This window comes from Pyxidicoccus sp. MSG2, assembly GCF_026626705.1.
Classification (GTDB): Bacteria; Myxococcota; Myxococcia; order Myxococcales; family Myxococcaceae; genus Myxococcus.
In genome coordinates, this window is record NZ_JAPNKC010000001.1 from 4162687 (window position 1) to 4188070 (window position 25384).

The 25384-nt window shown below is 71.9% G+C and carries 20 protein-coding genes; 9 read left to right on the plus strand and 11 right to left on the minus strand.

Going from position 1 to position 25384, the window contains the following annotated elements:
* The first annotated feature begins 27 nt into the window (after positions 1 to 27).
* From OV427_RS15765 to OV427_RS15775, 3 genes are all read left to right on the plus strand, one after another.
* Positions 28 to 1002, plus strand: coding sequence for an SPOR domain-containing protein (locus OV427_RS15765; protein WP_267856936.1), 975 nt, complete (start codon positions 28 to 30; stop codon positions 1000 to 1002).
* A gap of 14 nt (positions 1003 to 1016) precedes the next feature.
* The gene (locus OV427_RS15770) at positions 1017 to 2714 is read left to right on the plus strand and encodes a hypothetical protein (protein ID WP_267856937.1); all 1698 of its coding nucleotides are present in this window, start codon (positions 1017 to 1019) and stop codon (positions 2712 to 2714) included.
* 136 nt (positions 2715 to 2850) lie between these two features.
* Positions 2851 to 4860, plus strand: a complete 2010-nt coding sequence (locus tag OV427_RS15775) for a serine/threonine-protein kinase (RefSeq protein ID WP_267856938.1) — start codon at positions 2851 to 2853, stop codon at positions 4858 to 4860.
* 27 nt (positions 4861 to 4887) lie between these two features.
* Here OV427_RS15775 and OV427_RS15780 read toward each other — a convergent pair whose 3' ends face one another.
* On the minus strand, positions 4888 to 5664 hold the full coding sequence (locus tag OV427_RS15780; RefSeq protein ID WP_267856939.1) for a transglycosylase domain-containing protein: 777 nt from the start codon (positions 5662 to 5664) through the stop codon (positions 4888 to 4890).
* 59 nt (positions 5665 to 5723) lie between these two features.
* On the opposite strand from OV427_RS15780, the gene OV427_RS15785 reads away from it, so the two are divergent.
* A complete protein-coding gene (locus tag OV427_RS15785) occupies positions 5724 to 6416 on the plus strand; it encodes an NAD-binding oxidoreductase (protein ID WP_267856940.1) in 693 nt (230 codons plus the stop codon).
* On the opposite strand, the gene OV427_RS15790 is transcribed toward OV427_RS15785, so the two are convergent.
* From OV427_RS15790 to OV427_RS15805, 4 genes are all read right to left on the minus strand, one after another.
* On the minus strand, positions 6410 to 8038 hold the full coding sequence (locus OV427_RS15790; protein WP_267856941.1) for a WD40 repeat domain-containing protein: 1629 nt from the start codon (positions 8036 to 8038) through the stop codon (positions 6410 to 6412). The genes OV427_RS15785 and OV427_RS15790 overlap by 7 nt on opposite strands.
* The gene (locus tag OV427_RS15795; RefSeq protein ID WP_267856942.1) at positions 8035 to 10194 is read right to left on the minus strand and encodes a penicillin-binding protein activator; all 2160 of its coding nucleotides are present in this window, start codon (positions 10192 to 10194) and stop codon (positions 8035 to 8037) included. The genes OV427_RS15790 and OV427_RS15795 overlap by 4 nt, the downstream gene beginning before the upstream one ends.
* A gap of 187 nt (positions 10195 to 10381) precedes the next feature.
* On the minus strand, positions 10382 to 11509 hold the full coding sequence (dnaJ, locus tag OV427_RS15800; RefSeq protein WP_267856943.1) for a molecular chaperone DnaJ: 1128 nt from the start codon (positions 11507 to 11509) through the stop codon (positions 10382 to 10384).
* A gap of 98 nt (positions 11510 to 11607) precedes the next feature.
* The gene (locus tag OV427_RS15805; RefSeq protein ID WP_267856944.1) at positions 11608 to 12048 is read right to left on the minus strand and encodes a hypothetical protein; all 441 of its coding nucleotides are present in this window, start codon (positions 12046 to 12048) and stop codon (positions 11608 to 11610) included.
* 158 nt (positions 12049 to 12206) lie between these two features.
* On the opposite strand from OV427_RS15805, the gene OV427_RS15810 reads away from it, so the two are divergent.
* Both OV427_RS15810 and OV427_RS15815 read left to right on the plus strand, forming a co-directional pair.
* Entirely contained in the window at positions 12207 to 13970 is a 1764-nt protein-coding gene (locus tag OV427_RS15810; protein WP_267856945.1) for an ABC transporter ATP-binding protein, read from the plus strand.
* An 83-nt stretch (positions 13971 to 14053) separates the two neighbouring features.
* Positions 14054 to 14431 (plus strand): hypothetical protein, encoded by a 378-nt coding sequence (locus tag OV427_RS15815; RefSeq protein ID WP_267856946.1) that lies wholly within the window; start codon positions 14054 to 14056, stop codon positions 14429 to 14431.
* 955 nt (positions 14432 to 15386) lie between these two features.
* Here OV427_RS15815 and OV427_RS15820 read toward each other — a convergent pair.
* Positions 15387 to 16016, minus strand: coding sequence for a hypothetical protein (locus OV427_RS15820; protein WP_267856947.1), 630 nt, complete (start codon positions 16014 to 16016; stop codon positions 15387 to 15389).
* A gap of 180 nt (positions 16017 to 16196) precedes the next feature.
* On the opposite strand from OV427_RS15820, the gene OV427_RS15825 reads away from it, so the two are divergent.
* The 3 genes from OV427_RS15825 to OV427_RS15835 are packed head-to-tail and all read left to right on the plus strand — an operon-like array spanning position 16197 to position 17796.
* Positions 16197 to 16421 carry a hypothetical protein gene (locus OV427_RS15825; RefSeq protein WP_267856948.1) on the plus strand — a complete coding sequence of 75 codons (225 nt, stop codon included), beginning with the start codon at positions 16197 to 16199 and terminating at the stop codon, positions 16419 to 16421.
* Positions 16422 to 16467: 46 nt separating this feature from the next.
* Entirely contained in the window at positions 16468 to 17232 is a 765-nt protein-coding gene (locus tag OV427_RS15830; RefSeq protein WP_267856949.1) for a hypothetical protein, read from the plus strand.
* Between the two features lie 3 nt (positions 17233 to 17235).
* A complete protein-coding gene (locus OV427_RS15835; protein WP_267856950.1) occupies positions 17236 to 17796 on the plus strand; it encodes a hypothetical protein in 561 nt (186 codons plus the stop codon).
* 3 nt (positions 17797 to 17799) lie between these two features.
* Here OV427_RS15835 and OV427_RS15840 read toward each other — a convergent pair whose 3' ends face one another.
* The 5 genes from OV427_RS15840 to OV427_RS15860 all read right to left on the minus strand — a co-directional run bounded on the left by OV427_RS15840 (position 17800) and on the right by OV427_RS15860 (position 25162).
* Positions 17800 to 18462, minus strand: a complete 663-nt coding sequence (locus OV427_RS15840) for a hypothetical protein (protein ID WP_267856951.1) — start codon at positions 18460 to 18462, stop codon at positions 17800 to 17802.
* 188 nt (positions 18463 to 18650) lie between these two features.
* Complete coding sequence (locus OV427_RS15845; RefSeq protein WP_267856952.1) at positions 18651 to 19604, minus strand: hypothetical protein; 954 nt, start codon at positions 19602 to 19604, stop codon at positions 18651 to 18653.
* 1 nt (position 19605) lies between these two features.
* Positions 19606 to 21129, minus strand: a complete 1524-nt coding sequence (locus OV427_RS15850) for a pilus assembly protein (RefSeq protein WP_267863429.1) — start codon at positions 21127 to 21129, stop codon at positions 19606 to 19608.
* On the minus strand, positions 21126 to 21917 hold the full coding sequence (locus tag OV427_RS15855) for a TadE/TadG family type IV pilus assembly protein (protein WP_267856953.1): 792 nt from the start codon (positions 21915 to 21917) through the stop codon (positions 21126 to 21128). The genes OV427_RS15850 and OV427_RS15855 overlap by 4 nt, the downstream gene beginning before the upstream one ends.
* A gap of 194 nt (positions 21918 to 22111) precedes the next feature.
* On the minus strand, positions 22112 to 25162 hold the full coding sequence (locus tag OV427_RS15860; protein WP_267856954.1) for a helicase-related protein: 3051 nt from the start codon (positions 25160 to 25162) through the stop codon (positions 22112 to 22114).
* Between the last annotated feature and the right edge of the window lie 222 nt (positions 25163 to 25384).

The window sequence follows — 25384 nt, forward strand, 5'->3', positions numbered from 1 at the left end:
GCGCGTGTCAGGGGGAAAGTGGCCACCGTGTGGATCTCCCTCCTCGTCGCGCTCACCCTGGCCGCTCCGGCACCTGCCGCGTCCCCGCAGGCGCCCATCACCGTGATGGTCGCTCCGCCTGACGCCGCGGGCGCCCCGCCCCACGTCATCGAGTTCGCCCAGGAGCACGTGTCCGAGCAACTCAAGTCCCGCGGGCTGAAGGTGGTGCGCATCGAGGACGTCACCCGGACAATGCCCTCCTCGCGACGCCGCGCCCTGCTGCGCTGCAACCGCACGGAGCCCGCGTGCCTGCGCTCGCTCGGCGCGGCGGGCAAGGCGGAGGTCGTTCTCGTGGCCGAGCTGGGCCAGTTCGTCAGCGGCTACCGCGCCGGCGCCCGCATGTACAAGGCCACGGACGGCACCCTCATCACCGAGCACCTCATCCCCGGCGTCAACGAGGACCAGCTCCTCGACGCGCTCACCAAGGCCCTCGATGTGGTGGTGCCCCGCACGCGCACCGCGCTGCGCGGCGCGCCGTCCATGCCCTCCATGCAGGACGTCCCGCCGCCCGTGGGCACCCGCCCCTCCGAGACGAAGCCCCCGGAGGCGAAGCCCCCGGAGACGCAGCCGACGACGCCCCGGGTCCAGACGCCGGAAGTCACTTCCGGGAAGGAGCCCGCGCCGCGCGCCTACCCGCTGCGCCGCTGGGCCTGGCTGCCCGCCGCGGGGGGTGTGGCGCTGGCCGGCGTGGGGACGCTCTTCTACCTCCAGGCCGGCGACAAGTACGACACGCTGAACCAGGGCGGCACCACGGGGCCCACCGTCGCCGACCCGGACGGCGTCGCGGCGGACGGCCGCCGGGCGCAGACGCTCAGCCGCGTGGCCTACGGCCTGGGCGCGGTGGCCCTGGGCGCGAGCGTGGTGATGTTCCTGCTGCCCGGTGACGGCGACGCGAAGGTGCAGCCCTCGGCCGCGATTGTCCCCGGTGGGGGCATGGTGGGCCTGTCCGGGACGCTGCCGTGAATTCGAGGAGACCCATGCGGAAGACCTGGACGCTCGGCGCTACTGGCGCGGCGCTCGCTGCGATGCTCGCCGCGGGCGGGTGCTACGACTTCGACAAGGCCACGGAGCAGTGCATCCAGGACGGGCGCTGCGAGCCGGAGGGCGTCACTCCGGACGCCGGTGACGCGGGCGACGCCGGTGACGCGGGCGACGCCGGCTTCGACGCGGGCTGCACGCCCGTCCCCGGCGTGGACCTGCCGGACGACGCCTTCGCCGACACCGACTGCGACGGCGTGGACGGCCAGGCCGACGCGGGCCTCTACGTCGACCCGGCGAACGGAAGCGACCAGGGCGCGGGCACGCGCGCGTCGCCGCTGCGCACGCTGGGACACGCGCTGGACCTGCTGCGTGCGGCGGACGGCGGCGGGGCGACGCGGCTGTACCTGGCGGGCGGCGCCTACGACGAGGCCGGACTGGAGCTGGACCTGCCGGTGTCGCTGCATGGCGGCTACGTCCGGGGCACGGGCGACACGTGGGCGCGCGCGCAGGCCAGCGCCGCGCGGCTGAACGGCGGCAAGGTGGGCCTGACGGTGCGGGGCCTGACGGATGCGGGCATCGTGCTGGAGTACGTGCACGTGAGCTCCACGGACGGAGTGCAGCCCGGTGAGCCCTCCATCGCCCTGCGCATGCTGAATGCCTCGGGCGTGGCACTGCGCCACGTCACCCTCGAGGCCGGCCTGGGCGCCAGCGGCGGCGATGGAGGCTCCGGCACGGCGGGCTCGGGAGGGCGGGAGGGCGGCGGCGGTGCCTCGGCGACGACGACCACCACGGGCGAGGGCGGGCAGGTGCAGCCGACCCTCTGCGGGTCCAGCGACCGCTCGGGAGGCCCCGGCGGGGATGGCGCGTTCGGCCGCAAGGACGGCAATCCGGGCGCGATGGGCCAGCCCGACGCGGGTGGAGGCAAGGGCGGCACGGCGGGGACCTTCGGGGCGAACTGCGCGGCAACGCTGCGCTGCAACTGCAACGGCTTCCCCGGAGACGAGGGTTCGCCGGGCGTCCCGGGCGCGGATGGCCCCTTCGGTCCCCCGGGCGGAGGGCGGGGGGAACTGGACGTGACGGGTGGGACGTGGCGGCCCAACCAGTCGGGTGGCCCGGGTGACGACGGCCTCCCCGGTGAGGGCGGTGGCGGCGGTGGCAGCGGCGGCACCTGCGTCGGCACCACCCGCACCGTGGCGGCCAGTGGGGCGGGCGGCGGTGGCGGGGGCGGCGGCTGCGGCGGCACGAGTGGAGGGGGCGGCAGCGGTGGCGGTGCGTCCATCGCGCTGCTGCTCATCAACTCGCAGGTGGCGGTGGGCGCGGGTTCGGAGTTGCGCACCCGCGGCGGAGGCCCGGGCGGCGCGGGTGGACCCGGCGGCGCGGGCGGCGGTGGCGGCAACGGCGGCGGTGGCGGAGACGGCGGTGTGTACGACGTGCAGGAGGTCCCCGTGCTGTACTCCACCACCGGCGGCAAGGGTGGCACCGGCGGCAGGGGTGGCGACGGCGGCACGGGCGGGCCGGGCGGCGGCGGTGGCGGCGGCCCCTCCGTGGGCGTGTGGTGCGGGCCGCAGGCGCAGGTGACGCAGGAGCAGGGCGGCGTCACCTACACCCTCGCCAACGGCGGCGCGGGCGGGTTCAGCACCGGCAACCGTGGCACGGAGGGCGAGCGGCGGGAGACGGTGGACTGCACCCCGTAGGTCACCGTGTGTTGTCCGACGTTGGGGGGGCATGTCAGGGCGACTCGGCGTGCGGTGCTTGACCGCCTGCTGGGTCGCCGGTCCCGGCACATCGCGTCACGGGTTTCGACCTGCTACGCTACTTCCCCTGGTTGAGATGGCATCCGAGCTGATCTGCGAGACCTGCGGTCTTTCCGTTCCTCCCGACACCGCCGTGTGCCCGCGCGACGGGACGGTGGTGCTGACGTCGTTCCATCTTCCCACGCCGGCCCCCGTGCTGGAGGAGCCCAAGGTCGTGGTGCACGCGGCGGACGCCCGGTCCATGGACACCGGCCACAGAGACCCGCTCGTCGGCCTGCGGCTGGGTGAGTACGAGCTGCGCACCCGCGTGGGCGTGGGTGGCATGGGCCTGGTGTACGAGGGCATCCAGCCGCTCATCGGCAAACGAGTGGCGGTGAAGGTGCTGCGCCCGGAACTGGCCCACTCCACCGAACAGGTGGAGCGACTGCTGGCGGAGGCCCGCGCGGTCAACGCCATCCGCCACCGCGGCATCATCGACATCTTCGGCTTCGGGCAGGTGCCGGACGGGCGGCAGTACATCGTCATGGAGTTCCTGGACGGCCAGGCGCTCGACGCGGTGCTGGCGGAGAAGAACCGGCTGCCGGTGCAGGAGGCCCTGTCCATCCTCGACGAGGTGCTCGCCGCGCTGGCGGCCGCGCACGGCGCGGGCGTGGTGCACCGGGACCTCAAGCCCAGCAACATCTTCCTCGTGCGCCAGCCGGACGGCTCGCGCTACGTGAAGGTGCTGGACTTCGGCCTCGCCAAGCGCGCGCAGACGCCCACCGGCCGCAGCGCGCAGACGCGCACGGACATGGTGGTGGGCACGCCGGAGTACATGGCGCCGGAACAGGCCCGGGGCCAGGAGGTGGGTCCGATGACCGACCTCTACGCGCTGGGTGTCGTCACCTTCGAGATGGTGACGGGCCGGCTGCCCTTCATCGGCACCTCGCCGGTGGACCTGCTGATGAAGCACGTGGAGGCGCGCCCGCCACGGCCCTCGGAGTTCGTCTCCGACCTGCCGCCCGCGCTGGACGCCTTCATCCTGCAGATGCTCACGAAGGACCCGGAGACGCGTCCCGGCTCGGCGGACGCGCTGCGCCAGCAGCTCCACAAGCTGCGCCGCACGCTGCGGTCCTCCACGCGCTCCAACCCCAGCGCGCTCGCCCCCGTCGAGAAGCCGAAGTCGAAGGACGACGTGGACTCGCGCCGGCCCACCACTCCCGTGCCCGTGCCGCCGGAGCTGAACGCGGAGCTGTCGTCGCAGGAGCTGCGCGCCGCTGGGGTGTCCCCGCCGGGCCGCCGTCGCATGGTGCCCATGGCCGCGGCCATCGGCGCCGCCGTGGTGCTGCTGGGCGGAGCCGTGGCCCTCATCAACCGTGACTCGGGAGACAGCCCGACGCCCGCGCCGGTGGCCGGCACGGGCGCCGCGAGCGGCACCCCCGCGAGCGCCGCGGCCGGCGCCATCGCCAACACCGCAGCTGGTGCCGCGAGCGGGCCTGGCGCCATCGCCAACACCGCAGCTGGCGCCGCGAGCGGGCCTGACGCCCTCGCGAACGCCGCGCCCGATGTCGCGAATGGCTCGGGCGCGGCAACTGGCACCAACGCCGCACCCGGTGCCGCGAACGGCGCGGTCGCGACAGCTGGCGCCATCGCGCCCGGTGGTGCGAGCGACTCGAGCGCCACCACCGCGAAGCAGGCAGCCCCGACGACGGAAGTGACTGGAAGCGCGACGTCGTCGGGAGCCCGGGGAGAGGCGCTCGCGGCGCGTACCACTCCGTCCTCGGCCGTGGCCCGGGCCGAAACGCAGGCGTCCCACAGGGGGGGTCGCGACAGGGCTAACAAGACCACGCGGGACTCGACGGCCCGGGAGCCGCGCGCACTTTCGGAGGACGCGCTCGACCAGGATCCGCTGCAGCGGCGCATCAAGTGGCTGGAGAGCAAGATTTCCGACCGCTCGGTCGCCGGAGAGCTCGAGGACGCCAAGGCGAAGGTGGCGTACAACATGCTGGACCGGTACCGCGCGGACGCCCGCTCGGCGAACAACGCCCAGCGGAAGGAGATCTCCGAAGGGCTCGATTACCTGGAGCGCACCTACCTCAAGCACTGAGCGGTGCAGGCCCGCTGCTCACCCTGCTCACAGGGAGCGGGTGCAGAACACGGGCTGGGCCATGGCGTTGCGCGCCCGGTCCTCGCTCACCAGCTTCCAGCCGGCCAGGTCCTCCAGCAGCATGTTGCGGTTCTGCCGGATGACCGTCGGGTTCTTGCAGACCTTGAGGTCGCCGTAATAGCCGAACGGCGGCAGCGCGAGCTGCAGCTCCGCCAGCTCCGCGAGCTGCAGCTCCCCCATGTCACGCCCGAAGAGCGACCAGGACGCGTCCTCCACGCCGACGATGCCGCGCTCGAAGTAGATGATGGCCAGGTCGTACGCGATGAGCTGGTCCTTCTGCATGAAGGAGTGCAGCCGGTGCGCGGCCACCGACTGCTGCAGCGGCCCCTGGATGTTGAGCGCACTGGCGATGCGCATGGCGAGGATGCGCTCGCACCCACCGTCCCCCGGCGGTGCCCCGCCCGTCGTCACGCCCGTGAAGAGGCGCCAGGCCCACGCGGGCCCGTCCTCGCGCGGCGTCTGGAAGTACCGCGGGCAGCCCATGTGGCGGATGTAGAGCGCCACCAAATCCTTGGGCAGCCGCGAGAAGTCCGGGGGCCCGAAGGTGATGGGCCGCGGGTTCTTCTCGTACTGGCCCGCGCGGAGGCTCATCCGCTCGCCTTCGATGCTGTGCTTGAGCTGCTTCTGGACGTCGAACTCGCTCTCCAACGGCGGCAGCTTGCTCGCCGTATAGAGATACGTCAGCGGAATGACCACGCCGGCCAGGCCCAGAAGGAACAGCACTATCCAGAAAAGACTCTTCACAGCCCCAGGTTACCAGGGGACGCACTCACCCGGCGCAACGGGTTAAAACCGAGCCCACCATGCCTGACTGGCACCCGGCCACCGTCTCCGACACCTCGCCCGCCGCTGATGGCCTCACCGACCTCGTGCTCGACATCCAGGGGACACCCCTGGTGGGTACCCACGCGCACCCCGGGCAGTACGTCCGCCTGCGCCTGACCGGGCAGGAAGAGGGCATCTTTGCCATCGCCTCCCCGCCCGACCCCCGGGGGACGCGGTGGGAGTTCCTCCTCAAGGACGGCAGCCCGCTACCCGACGCCCTCATCCGCCTGCGGCCCGGCGCCCGGGTGGACGTGACACCGCCCGAGGGCAAGGGCTTCCCCCTGGAGCGCGCCCGGGGGCATGACCTGCTCCTCTTCGCCACCGGCTCCGGCATCTCCGCCATCCGCTCCGTCATCCGCAGCATCCACCGTGAACGAGGCGCCTACGGCCGCGTGACGCTCTACTTCGGCGCGCGCACGCCGAGCGCCTTCGCGTACTCGGATGAGCTGCACGAGTGGGAGGCCGGCGGCGTCCGCGTGGTGCGCACCGTCAGCCAGCCCGGCGCCAGCGGGTGGCAGGGCCTCACCGGCTACGTGCAGGCGCACCTGGGCGAGGAGCCCCCGCGGGACGTGGTGGCCTTCCTCTGCGGCCAGACGGAGATGGTGCAGGGCGTGAAGGCCACGCTCCAGGCGCGCGGCGTGCCGAAGAGCGCCATCTACCTCAACTACTGAGGCGGGGCGGCGGCGCCCTCGATGGAGGGCTCCGCGTAGCGCACGCCGAGCAGCACCGCGGCCGGGTCGCTGTCCCCGCTGCTGCTGGCCACCTGCGGCGTCCACGCGGCCACGCCCACCTGGCGCCCGTCCGCGCTGAAGCGCACCCGGCGCACGGACCAGTCGAACACGTGCTCGGCCCGCGCGGCGTCGGCGCCCTCCGTGAAGAGGTACACCTTCTTGTCCCAGCCACCCGTGGCCAGCGAGCGCCCATCCGGGGAGATGGCCGCGGAGGACACCACGCCCCGGTGCAGCGGCCACTTGTGCAGCACCTGCCCCGACTGCGCATCCACCAGCGCGCCCGTGTTGAAGGGCCCCTGCGGCTCCTCCACGTGCTTGCGCTCGCGCTCGTACACGGTGCGGTTGCGCTCGGGGAGCTGCTCCGAGAGGCCCACGCCCAGCCGCTGCCCGCGCGCGTCCACGGTGACGTCACTCACGTAGGCCGGGAAGGTGAAGTCCGAGCGCGTCGACAGCACCAGCGCTTCCACCGGGCGCGTGGGCTCCACCGGCGCGCCGCCCTTCAGCGTGAGGACGGCCTCCTGCGTGACTTCGTCGAAGGCCACGTCCACGCGGTCCGTGAAGGTGCTGCCCAGCACGCCCTGGCTGCCCTGGGGCACGCACGAGTCGCACACCGCCACGTCCATGCCCTCCAGCAGGAGCGACTTGAAGCGCAGGGACTGGTTGCGCGCCAGCCGCGCCGCGGTGGTGCCCAGCGCGCCGGGGAGGTTGAGCGTCTCCTTGAGGAAGGCCACGTCGATGCCCGCCGCGGTGGCCGCCGCGCTGGTGAGGATGAGCGCCGGCGCGCGCGCGTCCAGCGACAGGGACACCGGTGCCTTGTCATTCACCGTCGCACCCAGCACCGCGGAGCCGCCGCGCCGCTCGAAGTGCACGCGCGCCACGCCCGGCTTCAGCGCCTCCACGCCCGTGCGCCACGCGCGCAGGTGCTTGTCCCAGCCACCCGAGTACAGCGTCCCGTCCGGCGCGAAGGCCAGCGCGCTCACCACGCCCACGTGGCCGCGCTCCTCGGAGGCGTACTCCAACCCCGGCACCGCCAGCACCGTCAGCAGCCCCTTGAGGCTGCCCACCACCAACCACTTCCCGTCCGGGTGGAAGGCCACCGCGCCCAGCGGCTCCTCGGTGCGGCGCTCACCGCGCAGCGCACCGGTGGCCGCGTCGAACAGGCGCACCACCCCGTCCTTCCCCGCCGTGGCCACGAGCGCTCCGTCCGGAGAGAAGGCCACGCCCTCCACGTCGAACTCGTACGGATTGATTTGGGGATCCGCGAGCAGCTTCGGCGGAGGCCCCAGGGACCAGAGGGACAGGAAGTAGAACTTGGAGCCCAGCCGCGTGTACGCCACGCGCCCGCCCCGGGGCGAGAAGGCCAGGCCCCAGATGAAGTCCTGCCGGTTGAGGACGGCGTCCACCTCCCACCCCACCACGCTCCCGGAGAGGTAGCCGCCCGGCGTCGCCGTCAGCCGCGCCTCCACGTCCGGCGCCAGCGTCGGCGGCGCATGCACGCAGCCCGCCCCCGCCGCCAGCCACCCGAAGGCCAGCAGCGCCACCGCCCTCCGGCCCGGCCTCATGAACCCGAGCCTCCCGAGGCCGCCTTCTCCTTGTCCACGTTGATTTCGGTGATGCCCTTGTTGTCGATGGACAGGAGGAACAGCTGCTTCACCGCCTCGCGCTTCTCGTTGAAGGAGGTGCGGCCGGTGGCGCCGTCGAAGTCCTTCAGGCCGGCCAGCGCGTCGCGCATCTCCGCGCGGGTGCGCGGCGCGCCCTCCTTCTTCTCAATCAGCTGGCGCAGCATGCGGCCGGAGTCATAGCCGATGGCCTCCAGCAGCCCCGGGTCCTTGCCCGTGTCGTCCTTGTACTCGGCGCGATAGGCCTGCACGAAGCGGCGCGTGGCCGGGCGCTGCGAGTCCACGAAGAAGCCGTCCACGTACACCGAGCAGGTGACGAACTTGCCGCCGCGCTCCACCAGCTCCGGCAGCCCCGAGCGCCCCTTCGGGCTGCTCCACTGGTTGGCGCCGAAGAGCGTCACCGTCTTCAGCTCCTTCTTGCCCGTCGTCTTGCGGATGCGCTCCAAATCGCGCGGGTCGCACGCGTTGGTGACGATGTCCTCCACCGCGAGCGCCGGGGCGACGAGGCTGACGCGGCGCCAGTCGTCCGGCATGAAGATGGCGTCGAAGTCGATGATGGGCTCCACGCTGGCCTTCACCTTCTCCAGCGCCTTGCGGCGGCGGTACGCGTCCAGGTTCTCCCCCTGCACGTCCCGCACGCCGCCCACGTAGTCGCCGCGGTCCTCGAGGTAGTAGCGGCCCACCAGCTTCTTGGCCTCGGTGGTGAAGGTCGTCTGGTCGTGCGCGTAGCGCTCCGCGCCGCGGATGGTGCCGCCGCGCTCCACCACCTGGTCCCAGAAGGTGTCCGCCAGCTCCACGCCGTAGGGGATGTTCGGGTACAGCACCGCGAAGCGCTTGTAGCCCTTCACGTTCATCGCGTAGTCGGCGATGGCGGCCGCCTGCGCGGTGTTGGTCAGCATGTTGCGGAAGACGTACGTGCCCAGGTCGGTGACGCCCTCCTGGCGGCTCATGGTCAGCAGCGGAACCTGGAGCTCCTCCGCCACCAGCGCCGCGCGCTTGGTGTCGTCCGCGAGCAGCGGCCCCAGCACGGCGATGGCACCGTCGTCGAAGGCGAGCTGCTCCATGGCCTGGCCCGTCTTGTTGACGTCGCCCTGCGTGTCCTTCACCACCAGCTCCACGTTGCTGCCCTCCAGCCCCAGCTGGATGCCGCGCAGCACCGCCTCGCCAATGGGCTGGTAGCGGCCCGTCATGGGCAGCAGCACGCCCACCGTGCGCGGCTTCGCCTCCACGCGGCGGGTGGCGCGGGCCAGCAGCTCCCGGGCCTGCGGAGCGAACGCGTGGTTGGGCGCCTGCGCGAGGAAGCGGTTCAGCGTCTCCTCCAGCCGCGTCCAGTCGCGCAGGTGGTAGTAGACGCGCGCCAGCTTGAAGGTGATGACGGGCCACGCCGGATTGGACGTGGACAGCCCCTCCGCCACGCGGGCGATGTCCACGAAGTCCGCGCGGCCCTCCACCAGCGACTCCACGCGGGCCACCGCGGCGGCCTGCTCCTCGGCGCTCCGCGCCTGGCCGGCCTGCTCCACCGCCAGCGTCAGCGCCTGCCCGTACAGCCCGGCGCCCGCGGCGGCGCGTGCGGCCTCGGCCTGGAGCTGCTCCTTCTCGGCGCCCTCGGCACGCTCGGCGAGACTGGAGAGCGTCTGGTACGCGTCGCGGTACGCGCCCACCTCCATCGCGGACACGCCCAGCTTGTGCTTGGCGTCATCCGCCTGCGGGTAGAGCGGGTTCTCGAAGAGCAGCTCGTTGAAGGACTTGCGCGCGTTGACGTAGTCCTTCGACTCGAAGAAGAGGACGCCCGCGCGGTAGAGGGCCTCCTGGCCCGCGGTGGTGGCGGGGTACGCCTTGCGCACGGACAGGTAGGCCTCGGCGGCCTTCTTCTTGTCCGGGGCAGCCTGGGCCGTCTGCGCCGCCTGGGCCAGCGCCGCGTCCGCCGAGGCGTCCTTCTTCGCCTCCACGGTGGGGCGCGTGGGGAACTGGTCGCCCGTGGGCACCTCGTCCCCCGTGCCGCCACCAGGGGGCGGGGTGCGGGTGGAGCGGGGGCAGGCCGTCAACGACAGGGCCAACGCGACGACGAGCGAGCGGCGCAGCAGGGAAGAGACGTCCATGGCAGGGGCGTGCATAGCAGTGGGGTGCGCCTCCGTCGACAACGGAGCGGGGGGAAGATTCCTCTGGGAAACCCCTCCCCCTTGCAGCCCCCGTACCCGTGCCCGCCAGCCGCGCGGACGTCAGGTGCTTCACGCTTGCGAGGCCCGCCGGACACGCCTGGCGCGGCCCGATGCCCACGTCACGTCCTCAGCCGAACAACTCCTTCACCTTCGCGAAGAAGCTCTTGGACTGCGGGTGGGCCTCCTCGCCCGCGGCCTCGGCGAACTTCTCCAGCAGCTCGCGCTGCTTCGAGCTCAGCTCCGTGGGCGTCTCCACCACCACGCGCACGTGCTGGTCTCCCCGCTGCTGGCTGTGCAGGTGGGGGATGCCCTTGCTCTTGAGCCGGAACACCTTGCCGGACTGGGTGCCGGACGGAATGGTCATCTTCACCTTCCCGTCGAGCGTGGGGACGTCGATCTTCGCGCCCAGCGCCGCCTGGGTGAAGGAGATGGGCACCTCGCAGAAGACCTCGTACTCCTCGCGCTGGAAGAGCGGGTGCTCCTTCACGATGACGGTGACGTAGAGGTCGCCGGCCGGGCCGCCGCGGTCTCCGGGCTCACCCATGCCGCCCAGGCGCACGCGCGTGCCGTTGTCCACGCCGCCCGGAATGGCCACCTCGATGACCTCTTCGGAAGGGACCTTGCCCGAGCCCTTGCAGCGCGGGCACGGGTCCGGCACCACCGCGCCGGTGCCGCCGCAGTCACCGCACGGACGGGACACCGCGAAGAAGCCCTGCGTGTAGCGCACCTCGCCCGCGCCGCCGCACGTGGAGCACGGCCGCGGGCCGGCGCCGCTCTTGCTGCCGCTGCCCGTGCACGTCTCGCACTTCTTCGGCCGCGGAATCGTCACCTTGGGCCGGCAGCCGAAGGCCGCCTCCTCGAAGGTGATCTCCAGGTTGTAGCGAAGGTCGGCGCCCCGCGCGCTGGTCCGGCGGCCACCCCGGGCGCCCCCGAAGATGTCGCCGAAAATCTCGCCGAAGATGTCGTTGATGTTGACGCCCTGGAAGCCGCCCCCGGCGCCGCCGAAGCCCTCGAAGGGGTTGCCCGAGTGCCCGAAGCGGTCGTACTTGGCCCGCCGCTCGGGGTCGCTCAGCACTTCATACGCTTCCGAGGCCTCCTTGAACTTCTCCTCGGCCTCGTGGTTCCCCGGGTTGCGGTCCGGGTGGTACTGGAGCGCCACCTTGCGGAACGCGCTCTTGAGCTCCTGCGCGGAGACCGCCTTCTGGACGCCCAGGACCTCGTAGTAGTCCCGCTTCTGACCCGCCGCTCCTGCCATCGATTACAACCCCTGGAAATTGCTGTGCTTTTCGCTGACGCGTAGAGCTCTGAGCCACTATAACGCAGCGAAACGCACCAGCAATCCAGGGGCGCAACCTAGACAGTCCAGACGCGGTTGGCCGTCAGCTCCATTCGGGCCAGCCGGCGTTTGAGCCCCGGGTCGACGGGTCCGTTGGCGGCCCACTTGGGCACCACGAAGTGCAGCTCCGCGTTGTAGAGCTTCGCGGCGCTGGCCAGCAGGCTCCAGCGGTTCTCCGCCGTCGGGTCGTCCACCATGTGCGGGGTGACGATCTCCAGGATGATGGGTGTGCGCGCCGAGTCCGACTGCCGGCACGTGAAGTCAGGGCGGTGGTCCTCGATGGTGCCCGACAGGATGGGCGGTGGCATGAAGCCGGGAAGGCGGGCCTTGATGTCCGTGTACCCGATGGTGCGGAAGTACTCGGCCATGAGCCACAGCAGCCGCCGGCGCTCCTCTTCCTCTACCACCGGCTCACAGCCCGGATTGAACAGGGCCTCTTTTTCGTTATTGGTTTCCATGGCTCCCATGAAGCTGTCCGCAGGGATGGAGGGGGGCAATGGAACTGGGCTGCCTGCTCTCGGCGGCAGGTGGCAGGGCAGGCGGCAGGGCATGAAAGAAGGTGCCCCTCTGGCCTTGGACGTCGCGGCGACTCGGTGACAGAGTCCGCCGCCGAACAGTGGCTCCCCGTCCTTCTCCCCACGTCTACCGCCGACTCCTCGGCTACCTGCGTCCGTACCGCCCGCTGCTCGCGGCGGGAGTGGGCGCGTCCCTCGTCGCCGCGGCGGCCACGTCCGCCTATGCCTGGGTGGTGGGCCCGCTCTTGCGAGCGGTGCTCACCGGTGAGCCGATCACGGTGGCCGGGGTGTCACTGCCGGGAGACGCGCTGCTCGAGCGGCTGCCCCTGCTGGTGGTGCTGGTAGCGCTGGTGAAGTCCACGGCCCAGTTCCTCCAGGGCGGGTTGATGCAGCGGCTGGGCCAGCGTGTCATGGCGGACCTGAGAGGCTTCCTCTACGGCCGGCTGCTCGGGCAACCGCCCGCGTTCTTCGAGCGGCGTCACTCGGGAGAGCTGCTCACGCGCTTCACCTCGGAGGTTCCGATGGTGGAGTTCTCGGTGACGCAGGCGCTCACCTCGTACATCAAGGATGGGCTGCAGATTGTCTCCCTGCTGGTCACCTGCTTCCTCATCGATGGAAGGCTTTTCCTCTTCACGTTCATCGTGGTGCCCGTCACCGTGCTGCCCATCAACCGCTTCGCCCGCTCGCTCAAGAAAGTGGCGGCGCGCTCGCAGCAGCGGCTGGGGGCGCTGACGGCGCTGACGGCGGAGCAGCTGCAGAACCTGCCGGTGGTGCAGGCCTATGGCGGACAGGCCCGGGCGCTGGAGACGTTCGAAGGCGAGGCGGAGCGCTACCTGACGGAGATGCGCCGCTCGCTGTTCCTGCGCGGCGCGGTGAGCCCCACGGTGGAGCTGCTGGGCATCGCCGGGGTGGCCATGGCGGTGGCGTGGGGGGCGCGCGCGGTGGCGGCGGACCCGGCGCTGGCAGGAAGGCTGCTCTCCTTCATGGCCGCGGCGCTGCTGCTGTACCAGCCGGTGAAGTCGCTGAGCGGCACGTTCTCCCAGGTGCTCACGGGGCTGGCGGCGGCGGAGCGGCTGTTCGCGCTCGCGGACGAGCCCGCGCCGCCCGACGTGGGCGAGCCCGCGCCGCCGCTGTCGCAGGCGCTGGTGCTAGAGGGCGTGCGCGCCACGTACCAGGACGGGCGCGAGGCGCTGCGCGGCGTGGACCTGGTGGTGCCCGCCGGGAAGCGCGTGGCGCTGGTGGGGCCGTCGGGCGCGGGGAAGACGACGCTGTTCTCGGTGCTGCTGGGCTTCCTGCCCACGTCGGGCGGACGCGTGCTGTGGGACGGGGCGCCGCTGTCGGGGCTGAAGCCGTCGAGCGTGCGCGGGCAGATGGCGTGGGTGCCGCAGGAGCCGGTGCTGTTCTCCGGGACGGTGCGCCACAACCTGCGGCTGGGCCGGCCGGAGGCGACGGACGCGGACTTGTGGGAGGCGCTGCGGCTGGCGCACGCGGAGGACTTCGTGCGCTCGCTGCCGGGCGGGCTGGATGAGCCGGTGGGTGAGCGCGGCAGCCGCCTGTCCGGAGGCCAGCGTCAGCGGCTGGTGCTGGCGCGCGCGTTCCTGTGCAGGCCGTCGGTGCTGCTGCTGGACGAGCCCACGAGCGCACTGGACGCGGCGAGCGAGGCGGCGGTGGGCGCGGGCCTGGCGGCGCTGATGAAGGGGCGCACGGTGCTGGTGATTGCACACCGGCTTTCGACGGTGCGCGACGCGGATGTGATTGCCGTGGTGGAGGGCGGCCGGGTGGTGGAGGCCGGCACCCACGCGGAGCTGCTCGCGCTGCGCGGGCGGTACACGCAGCTGCTCGGTGAGGGCGCTGTCGCCGCCTGACGACTCGCGGGGTTCTCCAGGCAACGGCGGCACCTCCGTCCTTGCCTCACCCTCCCCGCTCTGCCACCGTCGCCCCCGTCCTCATGCGTTTCCGGGAGCCCCTGTCCCTCAACGCGCTGCTGCTCGTGCCCGCGCTGGCGCTCGCGGCCCTGGCGTGTGTGGCCGTCTCCGCCCGCCACGTGGAGCTGGCCGTCGCGGCCACCCTCACCCTCGTCCTGCTGCCCGTCGTCTTCCGCCTGTGGACACGCACCTGGTACCGCGGCCTCGTGCTGCGCGGCGTGGGCGTCTTCCTCCTCGGCATGCACGTGTCGGTGCTGCTCGGCGGCGCCCTCGAACACGGCCGCATCGGGTGCGCCCAGGGCGGGTGCCCGAAGCTCTACCTGTTGGGTGTGCTGGTGTCACCCGTGGTGGGAGCCCTCGCCAGCGTCGTCTACTGGCTGGTCGGTCGTCCCCCGGTCTGAATTCACAGATTTAGCCGGAGAGACTACTCTCTCTTGAAATGCTCGTTCCATTGCGGCTCCGTCTCGCGCCCGGGCTCTCCGTGGCGTCGGCCGTGCCTGTCACGGTGTTCCTGTGGTGCTTCACACTTGCGCCACTGATGCACGGCTCCGCCGAGCTGTCGCACACCGTGGACGCGGCCGGCCCGTTCGCCGCGCTGGTGGCGCTGGCGCTGCTGGTGGAGCTGCCGCTGTTGTCCCTGGCGCTCGCCAGCACCAGCATGGAGCGCAAGGTGCCGCTGCCCGTCATGCTCGGAATGGCCACGCTGCCGTGGATGCTGGGGTTGATGGGCACGGAAGTCCTCGTCGAGCGCGCCACCGCCGTACTCCCGCACCTGGATGAGATGGAGGCCGGCCTCGCGCTCGCCTCCAGCACCGGCCAGGCCATGGCGCCGCGGCTCCTGGGCGCCTTCACCAGCGCGGCGCTGCTGCTGGGACTCTCCCTGGGGCTGGCGCTGGCGCGCTTCGGCCCCACCCACGCGACGAGGGCGGAGTGCACGTGCCACCGCGCGCGCGGCCTGCTGCTGGCCAGCGGCGTCTGCGCGTCGCTCGCCTCGGTGGCACTGGTGGGCGCGATGGAGGCGCGGCACCTCTTCGAGCTGCTCACGGGGCTGGCGCACGTGCCCGAGTCGGGACGCCAGGAGTTGGTGACGGCGGGTCTCGAGGTGGCGGCGACGCTGCGCACCGTGCGCTGGGCCTGCACCGGCGTGCTCGCGGTGCTCGGCTTCACCCTGCTCGTGCGCCGCACCGCCGGTGACGGGCACTCGCCGCTGGGCTGGTCCGCGCGGCTGGTGCCCGCCGCCGCGGTGGCGGCCCTGCTGGTGCTGGACGCGCACCCGGTGAGCTCCGTCACCGCGCGCGCGCCCGTGGCCATTCCCGCCGGACAGGGCGTGCACCTGCCCGGCTTCGAGGCGCCGCGTCAGCCGAGCAGGATGAACGCGAGGATGGCCAGCCCCACCAGCACCCCCACGCCGAGCACGGCCACCATGACCAGGCCCTCGGAGTTGCGCACCACCGGCGGCAGCACCTCGTCCGGCAGCGGCTGGCCGAACGCGAGCTGAACCGGCGGCGGCGCGGGCTGAAGCGACGGCAGCGTGGGCTCCGACGGACGCTGCCCCGGGGTGATTCCGCCGCTGGCCATCTCCAACCCCTCGCGCGCCAGCGCCAGCACGCGCTGCATGTGGATGATGTAGCGGTCCTGCCCCGTGTACGTGCCCATGGCCGACGCGGCCTTGAGCAGCCGCTGCGGGACGAGCTCCGGGTCTGCCTTCACCACCACCGCGGGCCCGGCCTTCTGCGCGCCTCCGCGCTCCAGGCTCCCGGTGCGCACGCCCTGCCCGCTGGCCCAGATGTAGTGGTCCTCCAGCAGCGTCAACTCCTGCCGTTGCACGCGCCCGTCCACGTCCACCAGCGACAGCAACTCCGCGCCGTCCGGGCACAGGTGCCACACCGTGCGCAGCCCGTTCTCCCCCGGGGGGCCCTCCACCGCGTGGACGCGGTAGAGCGCCTGTACCGCGGTCCTCAACGTCTCCACCGAACTGTCTGCCATGTGGAGCCGAGACTAGGAGCGACAGGCCGGAAACGGAAGACGGCCTGGCCCTCGGCTGCCTGGCGCCACACGCTCCTCTCCTGTACGGCGCCTGCCTAGGTTTGCTGGAGACAGGAGGACCCTGGCCGCGTGTGGCAGCGGACATCCGCGCGCGCCGGGCCTCCTCGGAGGCAGCCGCCCATGGCCATCATCATCCCCGAAGAACCCATCGACGCGCCCTTCACCCTTCCCGCCAACCGCCGGGCGGTGACGGAGGAGGACTCCGAGGACTTCCTGCACGGCCAGGTGAGCTGGGACGGGCAGGCCGCGCACGGCGGCGGCCACGTGCCCGAGGACTACGCGTGGCCCACCAACCCGAAGGAGCACCAGGACGCGCTGATGGGCGAGTGGCCCACCGGACACTGAAGCTTCGTGCGCCCGCTCGCCCGGTGTGGTTAGCGTCCCCTCCACCATGAGCCGCTCCCGTGACAGAGGTGCTGACTTCCAACGCCAGTTCGAGGGCGCGCAGACGCTCGACGGACTGCTCGACCTGGCCGGCAGCCCGCTGGACAGTGCCGAGGTGCTCGCCCGCATGCAGGCCGCCCGGGCCGATGGCACGCCCTACAGCGACCTCATTCCCACCTTCTTCGAGGAGGAGCCGCACTTCCCCTCGCCTGAAATCGCCCGGCGCCTGTACCAGAACCTGCTGGGCCTCTGGGACCTGGTGGAAGAGGGCAAGGCGGTGCGGCTGGAGGATGACGGCCCGCGCCCGCCGCGCCCGAAGAAGGTGAAGGCCACGCCGCCCACGCCCTTCCACCCGGCGGAGCCCACGGCCGAATTCGTGGAGGCCGCCTGGCGTTACCTGGAGGACGACGAGAAGTCGCGCACCCGGCTCACGCATTCCTTCGAGAACCGCCAGGACGCGCTGCTGGGCGCGCTTGACGCGGCGGGGCTCACGGACGAAGGATACGGAGTCGCCCGCCACCTGCTCTTCGAGCTGTACGCCATGCTGGAGCTGGGGTGGCCGCCGGGACTCACCGCGGTGAGCCCTGCGGCGCTGGAGGCGGACACGGACGCTCCACCGCTGCCCCAACCGCTGCAAGCCTACGCGGACGAGGCGCTTTTCGAGGCGGAGCAGGACGAGGAGCAGCCCCTGTCCTCCCAGGAACTGGAGGCGGTACGGCGTCTCGTCCGTCGCGGACTGGCGGCGCTGTGGAGCGCGCGCAAGGGGAGATGAAGGATGGCCAAGGACAAGGACGACAACGGCGGCGGCTTCTCGGGGAAGCGCAACAAGAGCTGGCGCGAAATCGACGCGGGGCGCGGCAAGGGCAGCAAGTACGCCTCCCGCCAGGATGACCCCGCGCAGCAGAAGCTCGAGCGCAGCGCGAGCTACCAGAAGTACAAGGCCGCCGCGGACGCGCTCTTCACCGGCGGCGAGCTGCCCGAGGGCCTCGCCAAGACGTTCGACCCGGAAGGCAAGCGCAAGGCCCAGAAGGCGGCCATGCAGAAGGTGGCGGACTCCGAGTCCCGCGCCGACTGGGTGAAGGCCGTGGTGGACTACCTGGAGAAGTACCCGGAGCTGCCCGAGGACGCGTACTTCCTCGACAGCCTCCTGGACCACCCGCGCGAGCGCATCGTCGACAAGGCGCTGGCGAAGCTCGAGCTGATGTCCGAGGAGGGCAAGCTCAAGGTGAAGGTGCCGCAGAGCCTGGATCAGCGCCTGAAGTCCGTGGAGCTGACCAGCATGGACCCCGACATGCAGGGCCGCGCCAAGGTGCTGCGCGAGAAGCTGCGCGCCTGAAGCTCAGGGCGTCGCGGGCGTCGAGACGGCGGCCACTCCCCGCCGGTACACGAGCACCACCGCGCGCAGTCCTCCCGCGCCGGGCTCGTGCACCACGCGCAGCTCCTCGCCGGAGCGCGTGAAGATGCCCGACTCATCCTCGACACGCTGCCAGCCGTGCTGGGCCAGGGCGCGCGCGTAGAAGGCGTCCACGTCCGCGCCGGACAGGGGGACGTGGAAGGCCATCGTCCGTGAGCTCTCGCTGCCCACGCGCAGCACCTGGCTCGCGCCGGGCGGCAGGGGCGCGAAGTCCCCCGCGGCGACGGGCTCGCGACGCAGCATGTGGTTGGCCTCACCGAGGTAGAGCACGGTGGTTCCGTCCGGCTGTGGCTGGAGGATGGCGGTGTACGTAATCCGCCGGCGCATATCCACGGCGGTGAGCATCACCGCGCCGCTGGCGAGCTGGGGCTGCTCGGGGCCCGGTGGAACGTGGAGCCCGCCCTCGTGGAACGCGTCCGCCAGGCGCTGCACCACTTCGGGCAGCCGCTCCTTCACGCGCACCGCGCGCAGGGCGACCGGGATGCCAGCGGCCTCGATGATTTCGCTCGATTCGACGTACTCCAGCACCTGGAACCGGGGCCATGCGAAGCGCGGCGCACCGGCGTTCTCGGGAGGTGGAGGCTGCACCCTCCGGTCCGTGGACGACGCGCCCGACGCCGCCGCGCCTTGAGCCAGAGTGCCTGCCGCCGGGCGTGCCGGCGCCGCCGGGCCCGAGGACGCCCTGCCCGGAATGAACGTTCCTTCCGCCGCACCGCCGCGAGCCGGGGGCGCCGCGCCGAGGAGCCACGCTCCACACAGCACGACAGCAACCCGCCTCACCGGGGCATCCCGAGCCAGTGGTTCCCCCGGCCGGCGTTGTAACTGGGCACGTTCGGCGCCTGGAACGGCGTCGTCTCCCAGCGCGCCTGTCCTCCCGCGTGCGTGGAGCCGAGGTTCTCCTCGTAGTCGGCCTCCGCGCCCCGGAAGCTCATGAAGAACTGGTCCTCATTCACGGACTCCGCCCCCACCAGCCCCGCGAGCGCGGACCCCGCGCCACCACCACCGCCGTTGGCCCGGTAGATGCGCTCCGTCCACCGGTAGTAGTCCACGTTGGCGCACTCCGCCCCGCTGTCGATGCTCAGCGGGCACGAGCGCCCCTCCGCCACGCCCGACAGTCCCCAGTCATCCAACAGCATCGTGAAGCGCCCCGGGCACCTGCCATTGTTCGCGCGCCCCGCCGCGCACACGGTGAAGACCGTGGCCGCGCGGCGGTGCGCCTCCTGGAAGCGCTCCTCCATGAACCGGCCCACGCGAGAGCCCCGCATCCGCGAGGACGCCGTGCACGACATGCCCTCCGTGCCCACGCTCATCGCATCGCCCAGGGGGGAGACTCCGGGTGACACCTCCGCCGCGCTCGGAGGAAGGCCCTCCACGCGCCCGGCCAGGGCCGGCCTGCAGTCGACCTGGATGGCCTGCGCCCGCGCAATCGCCTGTTGAATCGGCATGCCCGTGCCACCCATCCGCTCGCGCCCGTCGAAGTCCACGTAGCGCGCGGTGGCCTCGGCCTCTGCGTCCGCCACCACGCCGCGATGGCCCCAGTCGCCTCCCGCCGGGTTGTGCATCACGCGTCCGGTGGCGTCCCACATCGCGAAGTTGGCGGCCTCCTGCACCTTCAGCGTCAGCGCCCCCACCTCCGCGAAGTAGATGCCGAAGACGAGGATGGTGACGAACACCATCAACGCCAGCGCCGTCTCCACCAGTGCCTGTCCGCGTGCATGGCGCGAGCGCATGTCAGTACCCCCTCCCGCCCGGGCCACCGCCCCGGTAGCCCTCGCCCACCAGCCGGCGCAGCGCCCGCGCGTGGCCGGTGAAGCCCGCCCCCCCCAGGCTGTCCGCGGGCCGGTCGTCGACGGAGCCCTCGGGGCTCGCCAGCGTCGCGCGCCAGAAGGGGTTGAGGAAGTTGGGAGGCTCGTTCCAGCCGCCCCCCACCGCCGCGGGGCGGGGCCGGTGGTAGTAGACAAGGCCGGCGGACAGGGCCACCTGGTTGCGGTGCACGTCCTCGCGCCCGGTGGGGCCGACGCGGCCCAGCGGGCTGGCGTTGTCGAACTCCGCGTCGCTGTCCTCCGTGAAGCGGAAGCGGAAGAAGAGGTTCCACGGGTCCGGGTGCGCCCGCCGCCGGGGGCTGGCGTAGTCCCGGTAGAGCATCGCGTACAGCTTGGGCTGGCCGTACTGGTTGGCCGCTCCCCGCTGCAGCTCGGCCGTGTTGTAGCTCATCGAGAACGGCCAGATGCCCGGGCAGACGACGCACTCGCCCAGCGTGTGCATCTCCCAGACGGGGTTGGCATTTTCAGGCGCCTGGCCCGGGGGCGCGCGGGCGCCGTACACGTGCTGGTCCTCGTGTGTCTGCCGCTCGTCGGACATCACCCATGCGTCGTTCGCGACGGGCAGCACGGGGGGCGGCGTGGGACAGAGCGCGGGCGTCACGGTGCGCCCATGGTCATGCGCATTCGAGTTGCGCCCGGAGACGGTGTCATACCGGGACGAGTCCATCTGCGCCGAGGAGTTGTAGTGCTTGAAGCCGGTGGACACCGCCGCACCACCGGTACCGAAAGCCGCGCCGCCTCCCGGACGGTTGTGCACCCACGTCCAGCCCATGCTGCCCATGGTGGCGTTGAGCGCGGCCTTGCTGCCGCCGGACGGGCACACCGCGCCGTCCCCGACGCCGCAGTTGTTGGTGCCCGACAGCATCGCGTTGATGACGTCGTCGCGCGTGCGAATCGCATTGTTGCCGTTGAGCTCGGAGAAGCTCTTCTCCGCGCCCGCCGGCGGCGCCTCCAGCTCGGGGTTGACCGCCTCGGCGACCCGCTTCGCGAGCTCCTGGCCCGCGATGTGGTCGCCCAGCAGCTTGATGTAGAGGGCCATGCCGCCCCGGTACATGTTGCCCGCCTGCCCCTGCAGGCTCAGCACCTGGGAGGCCGCCGCCTCGTCCGCGGTGAACCAGTCGCTGGGCAGGATTTCACCCGGGCACACCACGTTGTGCGCGGCGTAGTCCTGGCTGCTGTGGCTGATGAGCGCCTGCGTGCCGGCCATGGCCACCATGTGGGCCACCTGCGCGCGGTTCATCACCGAAATCGCATTGAACGTCCGCGCCGTGGCCACCGCCTGGCTGTAGGCCGCCGCGTCCGCCGCCATCTGGATTTCCACGCGCTCCTTCGCGCGCATGCCGAAGCCCAGCGTCATCAGCACCAGCACCGCGAGGAGCAGCAGCGTCAGTGCGAAGAGCACCAGCGCCTGTCCCCGCCGCGCGCGGGTCATGAACCGTGAAGGGCGCAAGCGGGGCCTCCCTGGAAGTACTCGGACATCACGGGCGTCATCATCCGCATGGCCGCATTGACCTGGATGGGGAAGAGGAAGTGCCCGTCGTTGCTCCAGCGCACCATGCGGGCGCCCAGGTCTCCGCCCGGCCACCTGTCGCGCCCAATCGTCTCGTCCGTCTCGCCGTACCAGGCCGCGCGCTTCTGCGTGGGCATCAGCGGGTTGGTGGCCGTGTAGCGCTGGAGCTGGAAGTGGGCCAGGAACATCCGGCTCATCACCCAGTTCGCGAAGGGAATGCGCATGTAGTACCAGGCCACCATCCGTATCTCCAACGTGCGCCGCCCCAACTCACGGGCGTTGTTGGTGGGCTGGTCGAACATCAGGTCCTCGTCGCCCACCAGCCCCTGCACCCAGCCGGCGTCCGGCGACTCGCGGACGATTTCAATCATCGGCTCGTTGAAGCGCTCGCCGGTGGAGCCGCGCACCCAGAAGTGGTTGTGGCGCCGGGGCGAGAAGGCGTCCGCGAGCCGCTCCGCGGTGTCCGTGCGCGCCACCGTGGGCAGCATCGTCACCAGCGCCGCGTGCGTCATCGGCAGGCAGTTGCCGTGGTTGAGGCTGCCCGCGCGCACCGCCCGGTACACCGCCACCTGCGCGAGGATGCGCGCCTGCAGCATCAGGAACAGCTGCAGCGTCCCCAGCACCAGGAACACCACCAACGGCAGCGTCAGCGCGGCCTCCACCGCCGCCTGTCCCGACTGTCGTGTCCCTACGGTGCCCCGGTGTGCCATGGCTATTACCGGATTCCTCTTTTCTGGTTGATTGAGGAATCGGTCAAATGGACGGGGCTCGCACATTGACGCACAGCACGACTGTTGCAGGTGCAGCCGGACTGTGCACGGCCGGGGAGGGGGACCCCGGCCGTTGAGGGGCGGACGTTGCACCGTCCGGCCCGAGCCAGCCGGTGCAGCGCCTGCCCCGAGCGTCAGCGATTGATGACGAAGCCGCAAGCGGAGTCGAGAATGACTCGCGCGCCCGCCAGCGCCTTGAGCAGCCGCTCGTAGTGGGTGCGCTCGGCGTCCAGTTGCGCCTCCACCGCGTCGGCCTTCAGGCCCTGGTGGGCCAGGGAGAGGCGCAGGCGCTCGGCCGCCGCGTCGCGCTCGGCTTCAATGGCCTTGCGCGCGCGGGTGGCCAGCTTCGCCAGGTCCGCCTCCGCGGCCTTCTGCGCCACCGGCACGGCCGCGTCCACGAAGGGGCCGAAGCCCGGGAAGGCGCGATTCACCTCGTCGCCCTTGAGCGCGCGGCCGTCGGTCTCCAGTGCGGGCAACACGGTGGTGTCCGCCTTCGGGCCGCTGGCGCCCTCCACCACCGCCACGTGCAGCAGCGTGCGCTCCAGGAAGCGCGCCAGTTGGCGGCTGGGCACGCGCGCGCCCGGGGAGGTGTCCTCCGGCTCCGGGAGCTGCACGTGGTACAGCACCTCCAGCCCGCGCGCCTTCATCGGCCCGCGCTTCTCGATGAAGCGGAACCCGCTGCGCCCGTAGGGGCCGTCGCGCAGGAAGCCGAAGAGGGCCTCCACCAGCGAGTGGCCGGTGGCGAAGTATTCCAATTCCTCCGCCTCCACCGCCGTGTCGCGCCAGAAGGTGCCCAGCAGCGTCCGGTCCTCCATCACGTCGATGCCCGGCAGCCCGTCCACCTTCAGCGCGTGGCCGAACTGGAAGGCCACCTGGAACGCCTCCACCTGCTCGTCCACGTCCACGCCGATGCCCACGCGGCGCGCCAGCTCGGTGACGCTCTCCTCCAGGCGCTCGTCGAGGTCTCTCGCCACGCCCCACAGGCCGTCCTCGACGCTCGGGGCCTCGCCGTCCTCACCCTCGTCCTCGTCGGCCTCGATGCCCATGCGCTCCTGGGCGCGCTTCACCAGCCGCTCCACCGCCGGCTTGTCGAAGCTGCGCACGTCCAGCAACGGGTCATACGCGCGCTTCACCTGCGCGCGCGCGGCCTCCACCTTCGCCTTCAACTCCTGGGCGTACGCCACGCGCGCCTCGCGCGGCAGCAGCGCCAATTCCGCGAGCCGGTCCTCCACCTCTTCCAGCACCGCGTCCAGGCCGCCCACCGTCTCGCCGAAGACGCCCACGGCATCCGCCAGCAGCATCAGCACGTCCGACGCCAGCGTGCCCGCCGGGTCGAAGACGTGGATCTCCACCGGGTGCGTCTGGCCGATGCGGTCCAGGCGGCCGATGCGCTGCTCCACCGTGGCCGGGCTCCAGGGCAAATCGTAGTGCACCAGGTGGTGCGCGAACTGGAAGTTGCGGCCCTCGCCGCCCACCTCCGTGCACAGCAGCACCTTGGGGCCCTCCGGATCCCTGAAGCGCGCCACCTGCCTGTCGCGCTCCACCAGCGGTAGCTCACCGTGGTAGCCCAGCGCCTCCACGCCCTCGCGGCCCAGCTCGGACTGGAGCGCGTCCAGCGTGTCGCGGCTCTCCGTGAAGACGAGCACCTTCGCCGCCGGCTCCGTCTTCCAGATGCCGCGCAGCACGCCGAGGAACGCGGTGAATTTCGCGTCGCGCGTGGGCAGCCGCAGCGCGTCCGCCCTGCCCTTGAAGACGGGATTGGCCTTCACCGCGCCCGCGAAGGCGGCGGGGCTGGACTCCAGCCGGCGCAGCACGTTGCCCAGCGGCGCGCCGCGCAGCGAGCCCTCGGCCAGCGTCGCCAGCGCGGCGTCACGCACCTTGAGCTCCTCGGCGGGCAGCTCCACCGGGTGCCGGTGCAGCCGGCGCGTGGAGAAGCCGCCCACCACCGCGCGGCGGTTGCGCACCAGCCTGTCGCTCAGGCTGTACGTCTCCGCGAGGTGCTGGAGCAGCGCGTCCCGGTCCTTCAGCGCCGCGAGCTTCGCGTCCTCGGGGAAGCGCTTCGCCAGCGCCTGCACGGCGGTGGAGGGCTTGCCGCCCTCCATCAGCGCGCGCACCGCGGAGGACAGCTCCTCCTGGCGCTTGAGCCGCTCCTCGAAGCCCGCCACCGTGGGCGCGGTCCCCGCGTCGATGAGCGTGAGCAGCCCGTGGTACTCCGCCGGATCCAACTGCATGGGCGTGGCGGTGAGCAGCAGCAGGCCCCACGAGTTGCCGGCGAGCACCTTCGCCGACTCGAAGGCCTTCTCGCCCTTGAGGTGGTGCGCCTCGTCGACGATGACCAGGTCCCAGAAGGCGTCCTCGCCGGCCAGCTCGCGGCGGTGCTCGGCGCTGCGCGACAGCAACTCCAGGCTCGTCACCACCAGCGGGAAGCGCGCCCAGGGGGAGACGCCGGGCGCCTCCTTGAGGGACTGCTCGTAGCGGTCCGAGTCCATCAGCGTGAAGAGCTGGTTGAACTTGTGGAACAGCTCCACCAGCCACTGCACGGTGAGGTGGCTGGGCGCCACCACGAGGCAGCGGCGCGCCAGGCCCGACAGCCGCAGCGCGCTGAACACCATGCCCGCCTCAATCGTCTTGCCCAGGCCCACCTCGTCCGCCAGCACGAAGCGGGGCCGGCGCGCGGACAGCACGCGCTGCACCACGCCCACCTGGTGCGGCTTCACCATGATGCGGCTGGCCAGCAGCGCGCCCAGCGCGTCGCAGCGGCGCTCGTCGTCCAGCACCAGCGCCTGCTTGCGCAGCATGAAGGCCTTCGAGTCGCCCACCCGCCCCTCGCGCAGCGTGGACAGGAGATCCGAGCGCGGCGGCAGCGCGCGCACCTCGGACTCGGGGAGCTCGTCCTCCTCGCCGTCATCCGCGTAGCGCAGCACGTAGCGGCGCAGGCCGCGCGCGCCCGGCTCCTCGCGGATGACCAGGGCCAGCCGTCCCTTGTACGTCAGCACCGGCTCGCCCGGCGGCAGCGCGTACTGGACCAGCGCGCCGCCCTTGGTGGACACCAGCACCGGCGCATCCTCCCGGGCCGGGAAGGAGACGAGCGCCTTGGCGCCCTCCTCCTGAAAAGACATCAGGTGTCCCACACCCCATTCGGGCTGCGGGAGGTAGCGGACCTTGGAACCTTCGACGAGGGACATGGGCTTGGACGCAGGGCCCCCTGAAATGGGGGGTTCGCCTCATAACCCCCTGGCATCACGAAGGCCATTCCGTCGACGGCGCCTCGCGAGCATCCAGGGGTGCCGCCCCGGGCTGATCACAAAGCTCACGGGTCGGATCCGCCCCGTCCAATGGGGTGATGTTTTCAGTGCTTCACATCGGTGATGCTGACCTTGCCTGCCGTACGGGGTTTCCCGGAGCGG